This is a genomic window from Chryseolinea lacunae (genome assembly GCF_016735595.1).
Classification (GTDB): Bacteria; Bacteroidota; Bacteroidia; order Cytophagales; family Cyclobacteriaceae; genus Chryseolinea; species Chryseolinea lacunae.
Genome location: NZ_JAERRB010000013.1, coordinates 91,615 through 112,185, shown reverse-complemented (window position 1 = coordinate 112,185; position 20,571 = coordinate 91,615). Strand labels below are relative to the sequence as shown.

The 20,571-nt window shown below is 51.6% G+C and carries 20 protein-coding genes; 13 read left to right on the top strand and 7 right to left on the bottom strand.

Features of this window, described 5'->3' with window-relative positions; all coding sequences use genetic code 11:
• The first annotated feature begins 74 nt into the window (after positions 1 to 74).
• From JI741_RS27050 to JI741_RS27040, 3 genes are all read left to right on the top strand, one after another.
• A complete protein-coding gene (locus JI741_RS27050; RefSeq protein WP_202014951.1) occupies positions 75 to 2,765 on the top strand; it encodes an ABC transporter permease in 2,691 nt (896 codons plus the stop codon).
• A gap of 173 nt (positions 2,766 to 2,938) precedes the next feature.
• Positions 2,939 to 3,493 (top strand): hypothetical protein, encoded by a 555-nt coding sequence (locus JI741_RS27045; RefSeq protein ID WP_202014949.1) that lies wholly within the window; start codon positions 2,939 to 2,941, stop codon positions 3,491 to 3,493.
• Between the two features lie 128 nt (positions 3,494 to 3,621).
• Positions 3,622 to 4,191 (top strand): Uma2 family endonuclease, encoded by a 570-nt coding sequence (locus JI741_RS27040; protein WP_202014947.1) that lies wholly within the window; start codon positions 3,622 to 3,624, stop codon positions 4,189 to 4,191.
• A gap of 9 nt (positions 4,192 to 4,200) precedes the next feature.
• On the opposite strand, the gene lhgD is transcribed toward JI741_RS27040, so the two are convergent.
• Both lhgD and JI741_RS27030 read right to left on the bottom strand, forming a co-directional pair.
• A complete protein-coding gene (gene lhgD / locus JI741_RS27035) occupies positions 4,201 to 5,397 on the bottom strand; it encodes an L-2-hydroxyglutarate dehydrogenase (protein WP_202014945.1) in 1,197 nt (398 codons plus the stop codon).
• Between the two features lie 55 nt (positions 5,398 to 5,452).
• Positions 5,453 to 6,307, bottom strand: a complete 855-nt coding sequence (locus JI741_RS27030; protein ID WP_202014943.1) for a class II glutamine amidotransferase — start codon at positions 6,305 to 6,307, stop codon at positions 5,453 to 5,455.
• A gap of 291 nt (positions 6,308 to 6,598) precedes the next feature.
• On the opposite strand from JI741_RS27030, the gene JI741_RS27025 reads away from it, so the two are divergent.
• Both JI741_RS27025 and JI741_RS27020 read left to right on the top strand, forming a co-directional pair.
• Entirely contained in the window at positions 6,599 to 7,102 is a 504-nt protein-coding gene (locus JI741_RS27025; protein WP_202014940.1) for a YfiR family protein, read from the top strand.
• An 8-nt stretch (positions 7,103 to 7,110) separates the two neighbouring features.
• Complete coding sequence (locus JI741_RS27020) at positions 7,111 to 9,054, top strand: GAF domain-containing protein (RefSeq protein WP_202014938.1); 1,944 nt, start codon at positions 7,111 to 7,113, stop codon at positions 9,052 to 9,054.
• Positions 9,055 to 9,525: 471 nt separating this feature from the next.
• Here JI741_RS27020 and JI741_RS27015 read toward each other — a convergent pair whose 3' ends face one another.
• The 3 genes from JI741_RS27015 to JI741_RS27005 form a co-directional block, all read right to left on the bottom strand.
• Positions 9,526 to 10,233: a cell division ATP-binding protein FtsE gene (locus tag JI741_RS27015; protein WP_202015167.1), complete on the bottom strand. Its 708-nt coding sequence runs from the start codon at positions 10,231 to 10,233 to the stop codon at positions 9,526 to 9,528.
• Positions 10,234 to 10,306: 73 nt separating this feature from the next.
• Positions 10,307 to 10,963: a fructose-6-phosphate aldolase gene (gene fsa, locus JI741_RS27010; protein WP_202014936.1), complete on the bottom strand. Its 657-nt coding sequence runs from the start codon at positions 10,961 to 10,963 to the stop codon at positions 10,307 to 10,309.
• 331 nt (positions 10,964 to 11,294) lie between these two features.
• Entirely contained in the window at positions 11,295 to 11,537 is a 243-nt protein-coding gene (locus tag JI741_RS27005) for a hypothetical protein (RefSeq protein WP_202014934.1), read from the bottom strand.
• Positions 11,538 to 11,555: 18 nt separating this feature from the next.
• Between JI741_RS27005 and JI741_RS27000 the strand changes: the two genes are divergently transcribed.
• A complete protein-coding gene (locus JI741_RS27000; RefSeq protein WP_202014932.1) occupies positions 11,556 to 12,110 on the top strand; it encodes a GNAT family N-acetyltransferase in 555 nt (184 codons plus the stop codon).
• Here JI741_RS27000 and JI741_RS26995 read toward each other — a convergent pair.
• Positions 12,107 to 12,607, bottom strand: a complete 501-nt coding sequence (locus tag JI741_RS26995; protein ID WP_236676295.1) for a hypothetical protein — start codon at positions 12,605 to 12,607, stop codon at positions 12,107 to 12,109. The genes JI741_RS27000 and JI741_RS26995 overlap by 4 nt on opposite strands.
• Positions 12,608 to 12,739: 132 nt before the next feature.
• Here JI741_RS26995 and JI741_RS26990 point away from each other — a divergent pair, with 132 nt between their 5' ends.
• On the top strand, positions 12,740 to 13,354 hold the full coding sequence (locus tag JI741_RS26990) for an RNA polymerase sigma factor (protein ID WP_202014930.1): 615 nt from the start codon (positions 12,740 to 12,742) through the stop codon (positions 13,352 to 13,354).
• A 44-nt stretch (positions 13,355 to 13,398) separates the two neighbouring features.
• Here JI741_RS26990 and JI741_RS26985 read toward each other — a convergent pair whose 3' ends face one another.
• Positions 13,399 to 13,953: a beta/alpha barrel domain-containing protein gene (locus tag JI741_RS26985; RefSeq protein ID WP_202014928.1), complete on the bottom strand. Its 555-nt coding sequence runs from the start codon at positions 13,951 to 13,953 to the stop codon at positions 13,399 to 13,401.
• Between the two features lie 225 nt (positions 13,954 to 14,178).
• Between JI741_RS26985 and JI741_RS26980 the strand changes: the two genes are divergently transcribed.
• The 6 genes from JI741_RS26980 to JI741_RS26955 all read left to right on the top strand — a co-directional run bounded on the left by JI741_RS26980 (position 14,179) and on the right by JI741_RS26955 (position 20,417).
• The gene (locus JI741_RS26980) at positions 14,179 to 14,730 is read left to right on the top strand and encodes a hypothetical protein (protein WP_202014926.1); all 552 of its coding nucleotides are present in this window, start codon (positions 14,179 to 14,181) and stop codon (positions 14,728 to 14,730) included.
• Positions 14,717 to 16,339 carry a S8/S53 family peptidase gene (locus JI741_RS26975; protein ID WP_202014924.1) on the top strand — a complete coding sequence of 541 codons (1,623 nt, stop codon included), beginning with the start codon at positions 14,717 to 14,719 and terminating at the stop codon, positions 16,337 to 16,339. The genes JI741_RS26980 and JI741_RS26975 overlap by 14 nt, the downstream gene beginning before the upstream one ends.
• Before the next feature lie 75 nt (positions 16,340 to 16,414).
• Positions 16,415 to 17,071, top strand: a complete 657-nt coding sequence (gene rpe, locus JI741_RS26970) for a ribulose-phosphate 3-epimerase (RefSeq protein ID WP_202014922.1) — start codon at positions 16,415 to 16,417, stop codon at positions 17,069 to 17,071.
• A gap of 98 nt (positions 17,072 to 17,169) precedes the next feature.
• Complete coding sequence (locus JI741_RS26965; RefSeq protein WP_202014921.1) at positions 17,170 to 17,745, top strand: penicillin-binding protein activator LpoB; 576 nt, start codon at positions 17,170 to 17,172, stop codon at positions 17,743 to 17,745.
• An 8-nt stretch (positions 17,746 to 17,753) separates the two neighbouring features.
• Positions 17,754 to 19,154: a COG3014 family protein gene (locus JI741_RS26960; protein ID WP_202014919.1), complete on the top strand. Its 1,401-nt coding sequence runs from the start codon at positions 17,754 to 17,756 to the stop codon at positions 19,152 to 19,154.
• 201 nt (positions 19,155 to 19,355) lie between these two features.
• Positions 19,356 to 20,417, top strand: coding sequence for a putative outer membrane beta-barrel protein (locus JI741_RS26955; RefSeq protein ID WP_202014917.1), 1,062 nt, complete (start codon positions 19,356 to 19,358; stop codon positions 20,415 to 20,417).
• The last annotated feature ends 154 nt before the right edge of the window (positions 20,418 to 20,571 follow it).

Here is a 20,571-nt window from a genome sequence, read left to right as displayed (position 1 = left end):
CATCGCGAATAGACATGCCTGCACAGAAACATCAACCCGATTTAGCCCACGCGGAACACCGCATTCGTTTTTGGATGCGTCTGCTGAAATGGTTTTGCCCTCCAGCGCTCTACGAAGGCATCGAAGGCGACATCCACGAACAGTATATCACAGACGTGGAGACGCTCGGTGAACGTCGGGCAAGACGGCGGCTACGGTGGATGGTGATCCGGTTCTTCAGGCCGGAAATTATCCTGAGAAACAAGTTTGGCCTCCGCGCACAATGGTTGATGGGGTGGCAATGGCTGAAGAATTATTTTGCGCTGGCCGGTCGAAGCATCATAAGAGATAAGGTCACGTCGACGATCCACGTTCTGGGACTTTCCGTTGGTCTTGCTGTAGCCATTCTCATTCTGGCGTATGTGAGGTTTGAACTTAGTTATGATAACTTTCATGAGCATGCCGACCAGACCTACCGTGTCGCCACGAAGGTGATGTTGCAAGGTGATGTGATTTCGCAGGAGACAAACACTTACGACGGAATTCGCACCGCACTGCAGAGCGATTTCCCGGAAGTGAAAACAGCGACGTCGATCTATGGCATGAAACCCGATGGATTGTTTGTGCGCTATGAAGACGAGGAGAAGACGCTGAAACCTCTTGAATCGTTTGAAGCGTTTGCCGCAGACGAACATTTTTTTGACGTGTTCTCTTTCCCCTTGATGCATGGGGCTCCCCATAAAGTGTTTGCAGAAGACTACACGGCCGTGGTTTCAGAAACCCTGGCCCGGAAATATTTCGGGGGCGATGCCATGGGAAAAATTCTGACCACCGACGACGGTGAGGAGAAAAGGCGCTTCACCATCACGGGTGTTGTGGAGGATGTGCCACCGAATTCACATTTCACATTCGACCTTCTGCTTCACTGGACCGGCAAACCCAAGATCAAACAAATCAACACCGACTTCTGGGTCTGGGGTGGGCAGCTGTATGCTGTGCTCAGCAACGGTGCCGATCCCCGGGCGCTCGAAACAAAACTCAACCGCCTCGCGCGCGAGAGAAATGGATTGAAAGCAAAGAAAGACGACTATGGACAAACCAGCACGTTTTTGCTCCAGCCGTTGCGCGACATTCACCTTCACTCACACCTCCAATACGAACTGGGTGTGAATGGAAACAGTGTTGAAGTGTATGTACTCTGTTTCCTGGCCATCATCATCCTCGCCATTGCCTGGATCAACTACATTAACCTGTCCACCGCCGTGGCCATCGAGAAAATCAAAGCCGTGGGTATACGCAAGGTCATGGGGGCATCGCGTATGGGGTTGTGGTGGCAGGTTCTTACGGAGGCCGCCGTGTTCAACGCGTTGTCGATGACCGTGGCGGTGGGCATTGTGGCCCTGGCTTTCCCCACCATTGCAGCCCTTGTGCATTTGCCCTCCGGTGCGTTGGTTTGGGTTGATGGCAAGGTGTTGCTGGCACTGCTGTGTTTCTTTGGCATCAGCACATTGATTTCGGGGGCCTATCCCGCCTATGTGATCGCGTCGTTTTATCCTGTCTCGGCACTGAAGGGAAAGGGAGCGAAGGTTAATGTTTCGCTGCGCAAATTTCTGGTTGTGTTTCAGTTTTCATCAGCCCTCATTTTGATTGTCGTCACGCTCGTGTCGAGCGAGCAACTCACCTTTATGCGCACACGGGCGTTGGGATTCACCACCGATCGCCTGCTGGTGGTCAAAGCCTTCAACTTCGACGCAGAAATCTGGTCAGACTCGGCCGGAGGTTTTATGATGGATGAAGCCTATGCCCGGCAAGCGGAGGGGTTTAAGGAAGCACTTCGCGGAACCTCATCGGTCGCGAATGTGGCTACACTATCGCACCTGCCCGGAGAAAGCGTGAACTGGGGCTCGGAGTTTAAAGCACCCTCGGTCGATCCCGAAAAAGCCATTCGACTAAAGGCCGTTGGCGTGGACTATGATTTCCTGAAAACACTGGGCGTTCGCCTCATTGCCGGCCGAAATTTTTCACCTGACTTTTCTACCGACCGTGGCAACGAGGGCAAGCGCGCCGTGCTGTTAAACGAAGAGGCCGTGGCACGACTGGGGTTCAAAGATCCCGCATCGGCCGTGCACCAACATCTTCAAACCTATTGGGGTGCCGACTATGAAATTGTGGGTGTAGTCAACTCCTATCACCAGCTTTCACTCAAAGAAAATTTTGAGCCGCTGTATTTCATCCTTCAGCCCCGCGCACTTTCGTATTATGCACTGCAACTTGAAGCGACCGATTTGTCGGAAGCCGTGGGCAACGTAGAAACAATCTGGAAGCGCCATTTTCCGGATCGACCCTTCAATCATTTTTTCCTCGACCACTATTTCAACGCACAATATCAATCCGACAAACGTTTTGCAACTATCGCGGCAGTGCTATCGGCCCTGGCTGTTTTCATCGCGTGCCTGGGACTGTATGGAATGACTTCGTGTGCCGTAGCACAACGCACAAAAGAAATCGGCATACGCAAAGTGCTGGGCGCATCGATGGCCAGCCTCGTCCAACTCTTTTCGCGCGATCTCGTATGGCGCATCCTGTTGGCCAACCTACTCACGGCACCCTTTCTATACGTTGGCATTCGGCATTGGATGGAGAGCTACGCATTTCGGATCCCACTCACCGTTTGGTTTTTCGCGGTGCCGCTGGCAGGCATGCTGGCGCTTGCGTTGTTGACCGTGAGTGTGAAAATTGTTTTCACGTCGCGAAGAAATCCCGTCGACAGTCTGAAACACGAATAAGGCCGACCACGCTGCTTACAAGGGCCGTCCAACCGCAGAAACTTTAAAAATAGGGGCGATTCCCTGGTTCCTCAACGGATTGAAATGCGCCGAAAGATTAGGATGAACATTGCGTGCGGGAAATTGTAAAAATTTTGAGTACATTAGCTTACGTATCATTTAAAAGAAGCGCTATGAAAAAAAGTTTTTACTGGGGATTGGTATTAGCAATGGGGTTACCGCTGGTTTTCGGGTCGTGTAACAAGGATGATGATCCTGCGCCCGTTGATTCGCTTGTAGGCACGTGGAAGAGAGATGTATACCGATTGACGGATCTCCCAGCCAATTTTTCGAATTTTGAAGGTACTCCGTTTACGTACTATTATTTGGGCAGCTACGAAGAAGGAGTGACGTTCACATTCAAGAGCGACAACACCTACACACGCAATTTTGCCGTCTACATCAATCCGGATTTTTCCGAGACCGGAAAATGGACGCATGAATCGAGCAAAATATCGATGAAGACTGACGACACCGATTTCGACGATGAGGAATTTACCGTGGAAGGCGAAATTACAGCCGATGCCATGACGCTTTCAAAACCTGAAACGTATTCTTTGCTGCCCGATGCAGTCACCGATACGTTAACAAACGCCTGGGCAGAGGCACACGAAGAAGAGCTGGATAAATATTTCCAGCAAGTGAACGTAAAACTTTTGTTCGTTTTCGACAAAGTAAAAACACCTTAGTCGGTAAGGAAAAGAACAGATCAACAGAAGCCGCGATGTCCTCGCGGCTTTTTTTGTGAATTGTGTGAACGTGCCAAAAATGCTAAATTCGTAGCACCAGTTGCTTTGTTTAATAAATACGGAAGGGCATGAGTGTAGAAACTAAACGAAAATTTACACAGTCAGAATACCTGGAAGCTGAGCGGAAAGCCTCGGTGAAGAGCGAGTTCTACAAAGGCGAGATCTTTGCAATGTCCGGAGCATCGTTCAATCACAACGTCATAACGACGAATTTCCTTGTAGCCCTGAGTATCTTGCTAAAGAACAAATCCTACAGACCCTTTGGCAGCGATATGCGCCTGCATATTCCCGCCAATTCATTATTGACCTACCCCGATATCTCAGTGGTCTGCGGCGAAATCGAATTGCTCGACAGCAACTTCGACACCATGTTGAATCCCAGTTTTGTGGCAGAAGTGCTATCCCCGTCTACGCGCGATTATGATACAGGCGGAAAATTCACCCTCTACAGATCCATCTCAACACTGAAGGAATACTGGACGGTATCGTCCTATGACTTTGGAATTTTGAAATATGTGAAACAGCCCGATGGCGACTGGCTTCTCAGCGAAATCAACGAACTGGGTGTCGTGGTCAAACTCAACAGCCTTGACATCGAAATACAAACCAACGATCTCTACAACGGCGTTAAATTTTAACGGATCTAATCAAAACCTGCTCTTCGCCCAGGTAGCCACGGTTTCACCAATCGCCAGCGACGATGTTGCAGCTGGGGAGGGAGCGTTGCAAACATTAATCACCTGTTTGCCTTCCACGATAAGAAAATCGTCCAGTAGCCCGCCCGTGCGGTCGCAGGCCTGAGCCCGAACTCCGGCGCCGCCTTCCATAAGATCCTCCTCGCGTATGTCGGGCATCAGCTTTTGAAGGGCTTTGGTAAACGCGGCTTTCGAGTAGGAGCGGTGCATTTCACCGAGCCCCGTGCGCCAGTACTTCGAAACAATTTTCCGGAACCCGGGCCAGGCCAACGTTTCGCCCAACTCAGCCAGGTTCACGTTCGATTTCTTATAGCCTTCGCGCGCGAACGCGAGCACGGCATTCGGTCCGCACTCCACGCCGCCACCCGGCATGGTGGTGAAGTGAACCCCCAGGAACGGGAAGTTTGGATCGGGCACCGGATAGATGAGCGTCTTCACCAGGTATTCTTTTTCTTTCTTCAGCTTGTAATATTCGCCTCGAAAAGGAATAATCTTCACATCAATATTGGGTGCCGTCAGCTTCGCGATCTTGTCAGAATAAAGTCCGGCGCAATTCACCACCAGCTTGCCCGTATAGCTTTCTTTTTGGGTCACCACCACCGCCTTGTCAGAGCCCAGTTGGATGTCGATCACTTTTTCACCCAGACGCAACACGCCGCCCAGTTGCTGGAACACCTCGGCATATTTTTCGGCCACCACGCGGTAGTCCACGATGCCGGTTTGAGGAACGTGTATGCCCGCAATGCCGGCCACGTGGGGCTCATGCTCTTTAAGCTCGCCCGCGTTTAGCATCTTCAGGTTTTGCAGCCCGTTTTGCTGGCCACGTTCGAATATGTTTTTGAGATAGGGAAGTTCTGTTTCGTCGGTGGCCACAATCACTTTTCCACACAGCTCAAAGGGTATGCTGTGCGTGCGACAGAAGTCGATGAGCAGGTGATAGCCACGGATGCAATTGGTGGCCTTGAGGCTGCCGGGTTTGTAGTAGATGCCCGAGTGAATAACGTTGCTGTTATTGCCTGTCTGATGGTTTGCGACCACGGTCTCTTTCTCCACCACCACCACCTTCAGCGCCGGTGTGCTGCTTTTCAGTTGGAGTGCTGTAGCCAGACCAACTGCGCCACCGCCCACTATGATTACATCGTATTGCACAGAATTTTTTTTGCGAAACTAAGGATAAATCGGGTGTCGTAAAATTAAAATTCGCCTATGCCCGGATAGGTATGATGCGCACCGTGAGCGTGGAGTCCACCACCACAAAATGATTCTCCGGCACGAGTGTCCACGAGGTGTCGTCGGTTAGTTTTTCGGAGACCACCAACACCGCGTGGTCGTCGTCCTCGGGTGCCACCAGCTGCGACACGCCGTCTTCCACAACATAGCGGCTTCCTTCGGAGTGATACAGGGTAAGTGGCGGATCTTCGGAGGATGTAATGTAGCGCGTGCCCACCGTGAACAGCCCATTGGTCACCACCATGTTGAGATAGGCAGGTTCGTTAATGCCGTTGTCACTCATAAGTTTCTTCAGCTCAACAAACAAGTGCTCAAAGGCATCGATGACGGCTTCGGGGTCAATGGTTTTGTGGTGATCAAAAAGATAGTTGAGGAACCAGGCGAAGAGGTGCTCGGAGTCGGTTTGCCCCTTGATCCAGGTGTATAGTTCATCGCTCAGCGGCTCACGCAGTTTTCGTTTGATGCGTTGAAAGTCCTCCACGCCGCCGTTGTGCATCATGAGAATGTTTTTGTATTGGAAGGGATGGCAGTTAGACTCGGACACTTCGCCCACGCTGGCGGCCCGCACATGCGCCACAAAACAATCGGTCTTGATCTTGGGGGCCAGGTTGCGCAGGTTTCGGTTGCTCCACGCCGGGCTCACCGACACAAACGTGACGGGTTCCGAATAGACCTCCGGCACATACCAGCCAATGCCAAAGCCGTCGCCATTGAGAGGCTCTTCCAGTTCTTTGGCGTTGATGCTTTGGTTGACGAGAGAGTTTTTGGGTTGATACAGCAGCTTGTCAATGACGATGGGCGTGCCCAGATAGGCCATTAATCGACACATAGTATTGGGGTATTAAGATGGATTCTAAAAGTTACGGTTTTGCCGTTAATAAAAAATCGATGCGACGCATGAGACGCAACCGCGGGGAATAATTAAATTCGGGCAGGGATGCAGGTTTAGGAGGGAGCAAAGAACATCCATCCCAAATCTGCTGAACACGGCAAAGGGAGAAAACTGCGAAACAGGAGCAATCCTTACCCGATGTCAGAAAAGCATGATTTTTCACACATTTTACGACAAGGACGGGTATATTTTTGCATGCTCTTCAAAGAAACAGTATTATTACCGATCATGAAAAAAGTCCCCTTTATCGTGCTTTTTCTGGCCATGAGTTCTCTTTCCGCGTTGGCCCAGAATTACAAGATGCATTCCGTGTTCATCTATAGCTTTACCCGCTACGTGCAATGGCCGGATGCCTACAACCAGGGCGATTTTGAAATTATGGTACTGGGCGATTCGCCGATCGTCAACGAATTGAAAGCATTGGCCCAAGCCAAAAAAGTCGGCGACCGCACCATCAAGGTCACACGAATCAAAAGCCCATCCGAAATCAAAAAGTGCAACATGCTTTTTGTACCCGCCGACAAATCGGCGCAAATCACCGAGGTGATGGACAAGGTCAATGCACAATCCATACTGGTGGTCACTGAAGAGCCGGGACTGGGAGCCAAGGGGAGCAACATCAATTTTATCGTGAAAGACGGTAAATTGGCGTTCGAATTGAACCAGGCCGCCGCCAACAAACAAGGCCTCAAGGTCAGCAATGAATTATCCCGCCTCGCGATATTGATCTAACACAACTTATGGAAGAGACACAAAAGAAGAAGAAGAGTCTTCGTTTAACCATCGGTAATAAAATACTGGCTGGTTTTCTTATTTTAATAGCCCTGTTCATCGTGAACGTGCTAATCGTTATTTGGAAAGGGAACGTCATCGATAGCGTTGTGAATAGCTCAAGTAATGTATACCGCCCCTCGCAGTCAGGCATCAAAGATTTTATCCTGATGGTGACCCGCTCAAAAATGCTCGTCACCAACTGGGTCTACCTGCAAACCAACCAGGAAGATAAAAACGCGTTGCGCCAACTGCAGGACTACGACTATCCCGCACTGAAAGGCGAACTCACCAAACTGATGGCCACCTGGGAAAGCGACAGTCAGAAACGCTGGATGGACACGGTGTTCCTGAGTTTCGATACACTGCTGAACGTGCAAAAGGAATCCATCATGGCCAACCTGCAGTCGTTCGAAAACTATGAAGATCCACTCACCAAGCTTTTGGCAGAAGATGCCATCGAAAGCCAGGTGATCCCGCGCACAACCAAACTCATCACGCTCCTCAACCGCGTGGCCGCCAAACAAACCGAGGTGACCGTGCGTTCGGATAATGAAATTAAAGACTCCATCAAAAGCCTTAGAAACTACACCCTCTTTCTCGGGACAAGTATTATTCTCATAGGCCTCTTCAGCGCATTCTTCCTCCGAAGGGCCATCACCAAGCCCGTCAACTTCCTCAAGAACGTGGTGGTGAAACTGGGACGTGGCGAACTGGTGGAAGAGAAACAAGCCCAATTCACCAACGACGAAATTGGAGACATGGCCGTGGCCATGGACAACCTCGTGACGGGTTTGAAAGGCACAAGCCTCTTTGCAGAAAATATCGGTAATGGAAATTACCAAACGGAATTCAAACCGTTGAGCGAGCACGACGTGCTGGGCAACGCCCTCATCAACATGCGCGACAACCTTTCGAAAGTTGCCGACGACGATAAGAAACGCAACTGGGCCACCGAAGGCATGGCGAAGTTCGGAGAGATCCTGCGCACCAACACCAACGACCTCAACAAACTCGCCGACGAGATTGTGGGTAACCTGGTGAAATACCTCAAAGCCAACCAGGGCGCACTCTACATCATTGACGACGCCGACGAAAACGAAGAACCCACCATGTCGATGAAGGCATGCTATGCCTGGGACAAAAAGAAATTCCTGAACCAAAAGATCTACCGCGGCGAAGGCCTTGCCGGTCAGGCCTGGCAGGAAGGCGACCTCGTGTACCTCACGGAAGTGCCGCAGAACTATATTAAGATCACCTCAGGTCTTGGCGACTCAAATCCTACCAGCGTGCTCATCGTGCCGCTGAAGGTGAACGACCAGATTTTTGGTGTGGTGGAAATAGCCTCCTTCAACCTCTTCCAGGATTTCGAAATGGAATTCGTGCAGAAGATAGCCGAAAGCATAGCGTCGACCATTTCGTCGGTAAAAATCAACGCGCGCACACAGCGCCTGTTGGAAGAATCGCAGGAGATGACCGAACAAATGCGTGCTCAGGAAGAAGAGATGCGCCAGAACATGGAAGAACTCCAGGCGACACAGGAAGAAATGCAACGCAGCCAATCCGAAACCGACAGCACCCTGTCGGCCATTCACGGCTCCCTGTCGGTTGCCGACTACAGCATAGACGGCTCCATCACGAAAGTGAACAGCAACTTCCTCGAACTCTTCGGCTACACGCAAGACGATGTGATGGGAGAACACCACCGCATCTTCGCGACCAAAGAAGATAAAGCCAGCGACGACTACCGTCAGTTCTGGAAGGATCTTGCGGCAGGCTACCCCAAGAAAGGAACCTTCAAACGCATGAATCGCAAGGGCGAAATCATAACCGTGCGTTCCAGCTTCTCGCCAATCAAGAACCGCACAGGTGAGGTGGTGAAATTGATGGAGATCACGTATGAATTAAAATAAATCTGAAACGTCAGGGGCTCCACAGGCGGGTGGCCATGACGTTGCGAAATAAAAGACGAAGAGGCCGCCTTGTGGGCGGCCTCTTCGTCTTTTAGTCGCAGTCAAATGCGGTTGGCCCACAAAAGTTAGCTCTCAATTCCTCATGCACGCACGTTCAATAAATTTCAGGTGTTGGCTTTGAGATGCACCCGTTAATAGCGATCTTCATGAAATCGCATCCGCACGCGCCAAAGTGCCAAATATCCAGACCTCTCCAACATCTTAGTAACATCCTAGAAAGTCCCTTGAAACACCCTTGGTTAGGTAGGTCATGTGCAGGTCATCGTCGGGGTATGTACGGGGTCAAAGCACGTATAATGTACCGTCGACCACCCGGAAAGGAGTCAAGTCCCAACAAAAACGAGGCTGCAAAAAAATTGTTGATCTAAAATGGGGGAGTGCCCGCATGGATTTATCGATGAGACTGACCTGTCAATACTCGGTCGACATCTCAAAGTGTGCTTCGGCCGAATCCATCACTTTACCCTCTTCGCACTTTAACACGCGCGCAGGAAATTTTTTGATGAGGCCATAGCTGTGTGTCGCCATCAGCACGGCGGTACCTGTTTTATTGATCTGTTGGAAGATCTTCATGATACCGGCCGACACTTCGGGGTCAAGATTACCGGTGGGTTCATCGGCAAGCAATATTTGGGGTTCGTTCAACAGGGCACGGGCAATCACCACGCGTTGTTGTTCGCCGCCCGAAAGTTGATGGGGCATTTTCTTTTCAACCGAACCAAGGCCCACTTGCATGAGCACTTCCGATGCACGTGCGCGCATTTTCACATTGTCGCGCCAGCCGGTGGCTTTCATCACAAACATGAGGTTTTCGCCCACGGAGCGATCGTTGAAAAGCTGGAAGTCCTGGAAGATGATGCCGAGTTTTCGGCGAAGTAGGGGAATTTCGCCGGCCTTAATGCCGCGGATATTAAACCCGCACACATCGATGTCGCCCAGTCGGAGGGTGAGGTCGGCATACAATGTTTTCAGCAGTGAAGATTTACCCGAGCCGGTGCGGCCTACGAGGTAGACAAATTCTCCCTTCTCAATATTAAAGGAAATGTTTCCCAGCACCGTGTTGTGGTCCTGGAAGATGCTCGCGTCCTTAACGCGTACGACGGGGTCGGTAGAGAACATTTCGGTAGTCACAAAATTGAAACGCGCATGGAGGCGATTTGTTTTACGAAACCGCTTCCATGCGCTGATTCATCTAGCCATTGGCCTTCTTGTGGTCGGCGAGGAATTTTGCCAGACCGGCATCCGTGAGCGGATGGTTCAGCAAGGCAGTGATTACGTTGAGGGGGCAAGTTGCCACATCGGCACCCAACTCTGCGCATTGCAGCAAGTGGATGGTGTGACGTACCGAAGCCGCCAGAATTTGCGTTTCGTAGCCGTAGTTGTTGTAGATGTTCACGATCTGCGCGATCAGCTCCATACCGTCCTGTCCAACATCATCCAAACGGCCGATGAAGGGAGACACGTAAGAAGCGCCGGCTTTGGCTGCCATGAGCGCCTGGCCTGCCGAGAAAATCAGTGTGCAGTTGGTACGGATACCATCGGCGCTGAATTTCTTGATGGCTTTCACGCCTTCTTTAATCATGGGTATTTTCACAACAATCTTATCGTCGATCTTCGCCAGTTCACGGCCCTCCTTCATGATGTTGTCAAAATCGGTGGCGATAACTTCCGCGCTCACATTGTCATCCACAATTTTGCAGATGGCTTTGTAGTGATTGCGAACGTTCTCCGTGCCCGAAATACCTTCTCTCGCCATCAGCGAAGGATTGGTGGTTACGCCGTCCAACACGCCGAGGTCGTAGGCTTCCTTGATTTCGTTAAGATTTGCGGTGTCAATGAAAAATTTCATGCGTATAAATGGTTTTTTACGGTTTCGTGATTCCCGGTCCGCCCTATGGTGAGGGCCCATGCGGTGGCCACGTTTGTTAATTATGGCTTAAAGGTAAGCATGATTTAAGAAATCTCTGTCGAAAAAATCGGCTTTCGGGAAACGCCGGGCAAAGAGGGGAAAAAACAAAAAAATGGCAAACCGAACATCGCACCGCTACAACCACCTACCCTTGCTACCTTCCGGTCCTGGGGGATTCAGCAGGAGCTGGTCGTGCCGATTTGCCGGTGCAAAGATACGAGCATCAATGGATAATTGACAACTCGCCCCATAAAATTCCCACAGAAGGCTGTTATCCCGCTAAGCCTGAGAGATATAAATTGAACTCCAGGGCGCTGCCGTCTTCAAATCCGTCCACTTTCAGATCTTCCAGCACCTCCGCATCGAAATCCAGATCGCGACGTTCCACCGCACCGGAGGGGAGCAGGGTGAGTTCGGTTCCCTTCCACAATATCGGGTTCACCTTCACCAGGATGGTCATGCCTTCAAATTCTTTCCTGAAATACTGATGAACGATATTGCTGTCTTTCCCCATTTCATGTTTCTTTAACGCATGGTTCGACTGGACTTGCCTGAGCATTTTTTCACAGATCGCCTGTCGGTTCAGCGGCTAAGGTACGAAGACGCAGAAGAAATTTTCTACGCCTACGCCAGCAAGCAAGAAGCCACCCAATTCATCTCCTGGCCCACCCATCGCACCATGGCCGACACCGAGTCGTATCTGCGCTATGCGGTGACCGCCTGGAATGTAGGCACTGACTATTCGTTTTCCATTCGGCTAAGGGAAAGCCGTCGGCTCATCGGCAGCTTTGGCGTTATAAATGAAGAGGGCAAGTTGCAGTTCGGCTACATTTTCAGCCCCACCCAATGGGGCAACGGCTATGCCACCGAAGTGTGCCGCGCCATGATGCCGTTGCTTCGGGACCAATACGGCGTGTATCGCATTCAGAGTTTTGTAGATGCAGACAACATCGCATCGGCGCGTGTGCTGGAAAAGAGCGGCCTCATCGAGGAAGCGCGGCTGCCGGGCTGGTTCAGGTTTGTGAATCAACGCGACAAGGTGAAAGACTGCATTCACTATCGCCTTCCCCTCGAAAAAATACGCTAGACCGTTAGCTCGGCTTCCTGTGTAGTAAGCCGGCGCACAGCTTGCCCGGCGCGTTGTTGTTCAATTCGCGGCGCGATCGCGGCCAGTTGGTCTTCCAGAAGATCGGCCCATGTGTTGAGATACTTTACCACATCGGGTTTCAAATTATGATGAAGGTTTCTTTCTGCCACGGGTAGGCGGTGCAAAACGTTGCCATCCGAAAGTCGCTCGAGGTGTTTCAGATCGTCGGTGTCGAACCCTTGCATCAGCATGTCGTCAATCACCGTGTCCATGGGCAGACCGCTTGCCGGGCAATAGTCATTGAGCTGTTCGCTCCAGTCGCCGTGACGCTGCATGGCGCGGCGGTGAATTTCATCCTTGCGAAGGTGTGTCACTTCCTGCGCCAGAAAGCCGCAGTTGCACGACCCCATATGGCCCCATTGATAGGTGTTGCTTTGCTGTAGTGCCTGCGCGGTGCGCCTCAGCAATTGAATGATTTCGTATGATGCCCGGGCCATAAGATGTGGGGTATAGTGAGGATGGAAGCTGCTATCAAAACCGTGAAATATCAATTTTTAAATAGTTTCAATCGTTTGTAAGAGAAATTAAGTGTACATTCACCTATTCTAAAATCCACATAGGCTCAGCGAATGTTTGTTAACGCACACACCGAAACGTTAAAAGAACTACAGGCTTCAGGAGCCCCCGCCAAGGGGTTGACTTTGGATGATCATTATCTCTGGCAAAACTTCCGGAAGGATAATGAGCTCGCGTTTTCGGTGCTTTACAACAAATACACGCCCAAGCTTTTCAACTACGGCATGCACTATTGCAGCGACCGCGACCTGGTGCTCGATTGCCTGCAGGAATTGTTCTCGTCCTTCTGGGCTAAACGCAAAACCCTGCCCGATGTTTATTCCATCAGCTCCTATCTCTTCAAGTCGTTTCGGCGGCTGCTGCAAAAAAAGCTGACCTGGCGCCGCCGGTTTTTGCTTTCCCTGGATGCCAATCCTCACCCCAGTTTCGAAATCACATTGCCGTTCGAACACACGCTGGTGCAGGAAGAAGCCGAGAACGAACGCTCCGAGAAACTGAAGCGCAACCTCCAGAAGCTCACACGACGCCAACGCGAGGCCCTCTTTCTGAAATTCTACAACAACCTCAACTACGCCGACATCGCGTCCATTATGGAGCTACAGGTTGATTCGGTATATAACATCATCTCCAAAGCGCTGGATAGCCTTCGGCGGGAAATGAAAGGTTGAGAGCGTAATACGATTTTTCGCCCAAGGGCTGTTTGGCAAAACGGTCAGTCTACTTCCAGTTGCTCCAGAATGTCGGCCATGGCTTCGAAATCTTTCAGACCGGGTTTGATTTCAGCGGTCCCATTCAGCACGACGCCCTTCACATGCGGATTGTCGAGAAGCACATTCAGATCCTCTTTTGATTCAAGAACCAGCAGCGTAGGGTATGCAGACGGGTTCACGTTTTGTCCGTGCTGAATCACGTAGGAGGGATGCAGGGGTAGGTTGGGCAATTCGTCGTTTTCGCGCACCGATACAATAAAGGGAAGGGGCAGGGAGTCAAACAGGGCCAGCTCGGCAGCACCCATTTCGAGATAATCGGGCTTATAATTTTCGAGAATCTTGTCGAGGTCGGACGCGTGTTGCAGGCCATAGATTTCGGCTACCACAGAAGGCCCCGTCACCCAGCCGCGAATTTCCTGGAAAAGTTTCGATTCAATAAACTGGGGTTGTCCTTCCACCACGCTAAAACCCAGCAAATCAACGCCCATCCCGGCGCAATAGCGGGCATCGCTAAGGTTGGTGATGTTGCCTACTTTCACGAACGTTTTTAACGCCATAGTTTTAGTGCTCCAGAAAAAATAACTTTGTGACTATTTACGTTCAAAGGTGTGCCGGGATTAAAGAAAAACCTACTATCGGTGAAGCATTTTTTTAGATACCTCTTGGGGATGGTGGCATGTGCGGCGGTCTCGTGTAGTTCACCCGATGTTCGCAGAACCGATCACGGCGAAAGCTATTTTCCCCTGCAAAAGGGATTCTACCAAATCTATGACGTCAACCAGGTGAAGTACGTCCTGGGCGTGCCGGAAACGCTCGCCTATGAACTGAAGGTGCAGGTGGCCGACTCGTTTGCTACGTCCAACGGCGACTACACCTATGTGCTCTATCGCAGCAAACGCAATGCGGGAGAAACCAGCTGGACCTACCTCGACACGTGGTCAGCCACACGCAGCGATAGACAGGCCGTGGTGCAGGAAGAAAACGTGGCCTATGTTAAACTTACTTTTCCCGTCGCGGAAGGCATTTCCTGGAATGGAAATCAATTCAACACCGGCGTCGAGGAAACCTACAGCCTTCAGAACCTTGGCCAGCCCCAGGCTGTGGGCACTACCGTGTTTGAGGATTGCATCACGGTGAATCAAAGCGACAACAACGACCTCATTGTGTTTCTGGATCAGCGCCAGGAAATCTACGCGCGCCAGGCGGGTCTTATCTCCAAACAAATTACACAACTTCACTATTGCACCGACACCAACGCCGGTTGCCTCGGCCAGCAGATTGTTGACGAGGGAATCATCTACACGCAAACCCTGAAGACACATGGTGTGGAGTAAGGCGATCCTGACGCTGCTGTGCTCGGCCATCCTGGCGACAACTACTGCACAGGTGAACCGCTACATGGTTTTTTTTAAAGACCGAACAGGCACATCCTACAGCGTTGACGCGCCCCTTGTCTTTCTCTCGCAGCGCGCAATCGATCGCCGAACACAACAAGGAGTTAACATAACCGAACAGGATTTTCCGGTAAACAAGGCCTACGTGGAGGCACTGCAAGATGCTGGTGCCGAAACATTCTTCTCCACCCGCTGGATGAACGGCGTGCTGGTGCAATGCGACAACGCGTTGCTGCCCACGTTGCAAGCCCTCGCCTTTGTTGACCACGTGGAGTTTGTGGCGCCCAACGCAAAATTGCAAAAGTCAGGAAGAAAGAAAGTGACCTACGCCATCAAGGCCGACGAGGTGGCTTCGAAAACGCAGGCGCAGTTGCAGATGATAGGCCTCGACCAGATGCAGGCCGCAGGCTACAAAGGACAAACCCGGGTGATCGGCGTGTTCGACGGCGGTTTTCCCGGCGTGAACACCACCACACCATTTCAACACCTCATCGACAACCATCAAATCGACCTCGCGGCCTCGCGCGACTTCATTGCCAATTCCGACAACGTGTTTCAATACAATGAACATGGCACCGAAGTGTTCTCCATCATCGCCGCCAACCAACAAGGCGTCTTTACGGGCGGGGCATATGAAGCCACTTATCAGCTCTACGTCACGGAAGATACGGGATCGGAATATCGCATCGAAGAATACAACTGGCTCTTCGCCGCCGAGCGGGCCGATAGCGCAGGCGTTGACATTGTGAATTCGTCGCTTGGCTATTTTGATTTCGACGACGCGTCCATGAACTATGCCAAAAGTGCGATGGATGGCAAGACCACGGTGATCTCACAAGCTGCGCAGTGGCTGGCCGACCGCGGCGTGGTGGTGGTGTGCAGCGCCGGTAACGAAGGCGGCAAAGCCTGGCAAATAGTGACGGCCCCGGCCGATGCCAAAGACGTGCTCGCCACAGGCTGCGTGAGCATGGGAGGCATTCGCTATGGTTCAAGTTCCATCGGCCCCTCGGCCGACGGAAGAATAAAACCGGATGTGGCAGCCATGGGCGTTTCCAACAGCATCATCCGTCCCGATGGTTCCACTGGAAGTGCCACGGGCACCTCGGTGGCGGCTCCGCTCATCACAAGCCTTGTGGCCGGGGTGTGGCAACGCTATCCGGAGCTGAGCGCCAAAGAAGTGATGGACCTGATCCGGAAGTCCGCGTCGCAGGCCAACAACCCCGACAACCTGTTAGGCTATGGCATCCCCAACTTCAAAGCAGTGGTGAATTACGTGGAGCAACAAACGCAGGAAAATACGTTCGAAGTTTATCCCAACCCCATCACACACGACTCCCTCACCATCCGCCCGTTCAACCCCAACGAAGTGGCAACGTGCCAGGTGGAAATCGTGTCGTCGCAGGGACGTTTGGTGCTGCGCAGCGAGATCGCGTTCTCGTGGCTTGCCCGCACCTACACGGCCGACCTTTCGCAGGTGGCGTCGGGAGTGTATGTGCTCCGGCTGACCTGGGGTGATCGACGGTTCGTCTACAAGCTCATCAAGATTTAGGAAGATCAAATTTCTCAAATCCCCTTGGCGTTAGCGGCGAAGTCTTATTTTTGTTCGCAGATTTTACCGACACACATGCAAACGCCCATCATTGCCCCATCCATCCTAGCCGCCGACTTTGCCAACCTGGAACGCGAAGTGAAAATGATCAACGCGAGCGAAGCCGACTGGATGCACGTCGACATTATGGACGGTGTGTTTGTGCCCAACTTCTCTATGGGCCTTCCCGTGGTGGAAGCCGTGAAGCGTCATGCGAAAAAACCGCTCGATGTTCACCTCATGATTGTGAATCCCGAGCGTTACCTCGCCGCGTTCTGCAATGCCGGTGCGCATTCCATTTCGGTTCACGTGGAGGCCTGCACCCATCTGCACAGCACCATTCAGCAGATCAAAGCCCTGGGATGCCAGGCTGGAGTGGCCATCAACCCGCACACACCCGTGGTGCAGCTCGAAAACATTATCGCCGACATCGACCTGGTGTGCGTCATGTCTGTGAACCCCGGCTTTGGCGGACAGAAGTTTATTGAACACACCTACCGCAAAGTGGAGAAACTCAAAAAGCTGATCCTCGACAACAACGCTCACGCCAAAATTGAAATCGACGGCGGTGTGAACCAGCAAAATGCCAAGTTGCTGCTGGATGCCGGCGCCGATGTGCTTGTGGCGGGAAACTTTGTGTTCAGCTCCGAAAACCCCATTGAGACGATCCGGTTGCTAAAGGCCATCCGGTAATTTTTCTGCAGGACCGTGCCCCCTAAAAAACTTTCACGGCACTTTCTCCGTATCTTCGGCAAGGTTCTTGTTTTTCAAGCTATCATATTCGCGTTCCCATGAAATACTTCGTCATCGCTGCCCTGGTTGCCTCGCTATCTTTCTCCTGTCAACGAAGTGTTACCCGCGTCACCCCCGACACCGCCATCGATCTGAGCGGCCGCTGGAACGACTCTGATTCGCGCATCGTAGCCGACAAAATGATCAGCGAGCTCATGACTTCCGAAAAATTCAAGGAATATGCGAAGGAGAAAGGCCGTAAGCCCGCCATTGTGGTGGGCCTGATCCGGAACAAAACCAGCGAACACATCGACGCCGACAACTACATCAAAAAGCTGGAAGTGGCCATCTATAATTCCAACTTCGCCGAAGTGGTGGAGTCGGAAACCTTTCGCGACAAACTCCGGCAAGAGCGCGCCCAACAGCAGGACTTTGCCGATCCCGCCACCGTGTCGCAGTGGGGCAAGGAAATCGGCGCAAGCCTCATGCTGTTTGGCGACATGACGTCGGAAACAGACACCAGCAACAAAAAGCGCGTCGTCAACTACATCACCACACTCTACCTCACCGACATCGAGACCGGCAAACGCGTGTGGTACGGACAGCAGGAGATCAAGAAATTTGTGAAGAACTGATAGCACACATGAAGCGCGTGTTGTTTCGTGGACTCTTACTCATCGTCGCCGTCACGTCACTGTCGGCTTGCGCCACCTATTATCAACAGCACGGCGAGTTCAACTACGAGTTTGAAAAGGGCGATCTGAAGCAGGCCCTCAACGCCATGAAACCCGGCGAAGCCGAAAGTAAATCGCGCTTCATCTACTTCGTGAACAAAGGACTGCTGCTTTCCATCACAGGCCAGTATGCCGAAAGCAACGACTACTTCGAAAAGGCATTTCTTTTTGGCGAAGACTATCGCATCAACTATTTCAACGAAGCAACGTCCTATCTCACCAATCCCAACTTCACCGTCTATCGCGGCGAAGACCACGAACATTTGATGTTGCTCTATTTCAAAGCCATCAACTACCTGAAGTTAAATCAACCCGAAAGCGCACTGATCGAATGCCGTCGCCTCAACATCCGCCTCAACCAGCTCACCGACAAATATGCCTCCGAAGAAAAATTGCAGCGCGACGCGTTCATTCACACGCTCATGGGCATCATCTATCAATCGGCCAAAGACTACAACAACGCCTTCATTGCTTATCGGAATGCGGTAGACGTCTATGAAAATGACTACGCCCGCATGTTCAGCATGACGGTGCCGGAACAACTCAAAAAAGACCTGCTCAACACCGCCTACTGGACAGGCTTTGTAGACGAGTTTGAAAACTATAAAGCCAAATTCGACATGCCCGACTACACGGCGGTGCAACCCGATGCCGAACTGGTTTTTTTCTGGCACAACGGACTTGCCCCTGTGAAAAGCGAGTGGAGCATTAATTTTGTGATCGCCCCCGGCGTGGGCAACGTCATGGTGTTCAGCAATGAGCAACTGGGATTTTCATTTCCCTTCCCTGTAGAAGACGAGAAAGAGCGGCGCGATCTCGCCAGCCTGCAGGTGTTTCGCGTGGCATTTCCGCGCTATGTGGAGCGCCCGTTGTATTTCCCTTCGGCAAACCTCGAAAGTGCCGGAGCAACCTATCCGTTAGCACTGGCCGAAGACATCAACAAGGTTGCCTTTAAAAGTTTGCGTCAGCGCATGCTCCAGGAATTTGGAAAAGGACTTTTGCGTGCAGCCCTGAAAAAAGCGGCCGAGCAAGGCCTTCGGAAAAAGGACGACCGCCTGGGTGCTGTGTTGGGCATGGTCAACGCCATGACAGAAAAAGCCGACACCCGAAACTGGCAAACATTGCCACACAGCATCTTCTATGCCCGCATGCCGCTGAAGGAAGGCGCAAACAACGTGAAGCTCACCTTGCAAAACGGCGAACACCAGCCCACCGACTACAACTTTACCTACGAGCCCAAAAAAGGACAGACACTTTTTCATACCTTCTCGTCGTTAGAAACATTACCGGCGAGCTATAGCTTTTACTGAGGGGAACCACCACCAAAATTTCTGTGGCGCGACACACCGGCAACGCGTATCTTGTATACTTTTCGCGACACTTGGGCGACAGTATGGTTTGAATTTCCCGTAGGCGGTGATGCGCCACAGGCAACAATAGGATGATTGCGGAATTTGACTTACCTTTAACGCCCAATGAGCAGATTATGAACGGCTTACATTTTTTGACTTTTGAGGCATAAACCGGTTTTTTTTCTGAGACGTTACACCCCAATACTGGCGCTTGTTGTTCTGTGTCTGGCATGCCTGCCCGAGTCGGCCTGGGCACAATACGAAAGCGAAAGCGACGCCTCAATTCCCCTCGAAAACTTCTACATCAAACGCCAAGGCATCAGCGGCTTCCGGCGAATACTGAGCAAAGTAACCTTTGGCCTCAGCACCGGCTATGGCAACACAACGTTCAAGCATGATCTGAAAGGTTATGGCATTTTGCAGAACCCCGACTCGGTGCCTAAACTGTTTCCCGGCAACACCGTGGGAACCGGCTATTCGAAATGGGTGAACAAGATAACCCCCACCGGCAACACGGTACAGGCAGGAGCCTTCCTGGCCAACTCCGACACCACCAAGCTGGGCTTCAAAGGCAAATCGTTTAACATCCCCATCAAGGCCACCATACACGTGGAGTTCGACCGGTATCGCATCGGCGCGGGCTATTCGTTTGAGTACACGCACATGGGAACCTTCAAGCCCACCAACTATGGCGACCGGATCAGCGCATTCAACACCGACTTCTCCAGCTTCTTTCTGAAGAAATACTTCGGCATGATCGGCGGCACCGTCTACCGCTACAACGAATACCTGCTGGTGATCGACGCCAACATCGGTGGCTACAGCATGGGCAAGAACTTCGACAAGAGTGTGATGCAGAAGGGCGTGTATCTCAACATCGGCGCGGCGGTGGAGCGGGAGATGTCGGAATATTTCCGGGTGTTTGTGCGGCCGTCATACGAGATCAAGAGCTACAAGATAACACCCCCCGAAGGTGGGCAAAGCATCACGAATAAATTCAATGCGTTCTATGTGAACGTGGGCGTGACCTATCGTTTCCCCGAATTGCGCAGGTGCTTCCTGAAGACGTGCAAAGCACAGATGAATCACGCGCACGGCAACCGCGAGTATCGCAGCCGCGTGCATCCCATCTACAAAAAACAGAACCCGCACTACGGCGAAAATCATCCCAACCTCATCAAGTACAAAGGCAAAAACAAGCGCAAGCTCAGCCCGTACTGATCGCTTTGCCAGCACGGTTTTTCAACGTTTGTGAAGCACCAAAATCAACTGCAAAAAACACGATAAACTATTTGCGGATAGCGGTTAATAAACAGTGTTTTTTATTATCTTGCACAGCTTTAAAAAGAGCCCCTTTTAAGCTAAAAACAACGAT

Coding starts and splice junctions, on each gene's coding strand:
- JI741_RS27030 (WP_202014943.1), bottom strand. CDS start 6,307: ATGTGTCGATTAATGGCCTATCTGGGCACGCCCATCGTCATTGACAAG.
- JI741_RS27025 (WP_202014940.1), top strand. CDS start 6,599: ATGAAAAAAGTCCCCTTTATCGTGCTTTTTCTGGCCATGAGTTCTCTT.
- JI741_RS27000 (WP_202014932.1), top strand. CDS start 11,556: ATGGTTCGACTGGACTTGCCTGAGCATTTTTTCACAGATCGCCTGTCG.
- JI741_RS26990 (WP_202014930.1), top strand. CDS start 12,740: ATGTTTGTTAACGCACACACCGAAACGTTAAAAGAACTACAGGCTTCA.
- fsa (WP_202014936.1), bottom strand. CDS start 10,963: ATGAAATTTTTCATTGACACCGCAAATCTTAACGAAATCAAGGAAGCC.
- JI741_RS27015 (WP_202015167.1), bottom strand. CDS start 10,233: ATGTTCTCTACCGACCCCGTCGTACGCGTTAAGGACGCGAGCATCTTC.
- JI741_RS27040 (WP_202014947.1), top strand. CDS start 3,622: ATGAGTGTAGAAACTAAACGAAAATTTACACAGTCAGAATACCTGGAA.
- JI741_RS26960 (WP_202014919.1), top strand. CDS start 17,754: ATGAAGCGCGTGTTGTTTCGTGGACTCTTACTCATCGTCGCCGTCACG.
- JI741_RS26995 (WP_236676295.1), bottom strand. CDS start 12,607: ATGGCCCGGGCATCATACGAAATCATTCAATTGCTGAGGCGCACCGCG.
- JI741_RS26975 (WP_202014924.1), top strand. CDS start 14,717: ATGGTGTGGAGTAAGGCGATCCTGACGCTGCTGTGCTCGGCCATCCTG.
- JI741_RS27020 (WP_202014938.1), top strand. CDS start 7,111: ATGGAAGAGACACAAAAGAAGAAGAAGAGTCTTCGTTTAACCATCGGT.
- JI741_RS26985 (WP_202014928.1), bottom strand. CDS start 13,953: ATGGCGTTAAAAACGTTCGTGAAAGTAGGCAACATCACCAACCTTAGC.
- rpe (WP_202014922.1), top strand. CDS start 16,415: ATGCAAACGCCCATCATTGCCCCATCCATCCTAGCCGCCGACTTTGCC.
- JI741_RS26965 (WP_202014921.1), top strand. CDS start 17,170: ATGAAATACTTCGTCATCGCTGCCCTGGTTGCCTCGCTATCTTTCTCC.
- JI741_RS27005 (WP_202014934.1), bottom strand. CDS start 11,537: ATGGGGAAAGACAGCAATATCGTTCATCAGTATTTCAGGAAAGAATTT.
- JI741_RS27045 (WP_202014949.1), top strand. CDS start 2,939: ATGAAAAAAAGTTTTTACTGGGGATTGGTATTAGCAATGGGGTTACCG.
- JI741_RS27050 (WP_202014951.1), top strand. CDS start 75: ATGCGTCTGCTGAAATGGTTTTGCCCTCCAGCGCTCTACGAAGGCATC.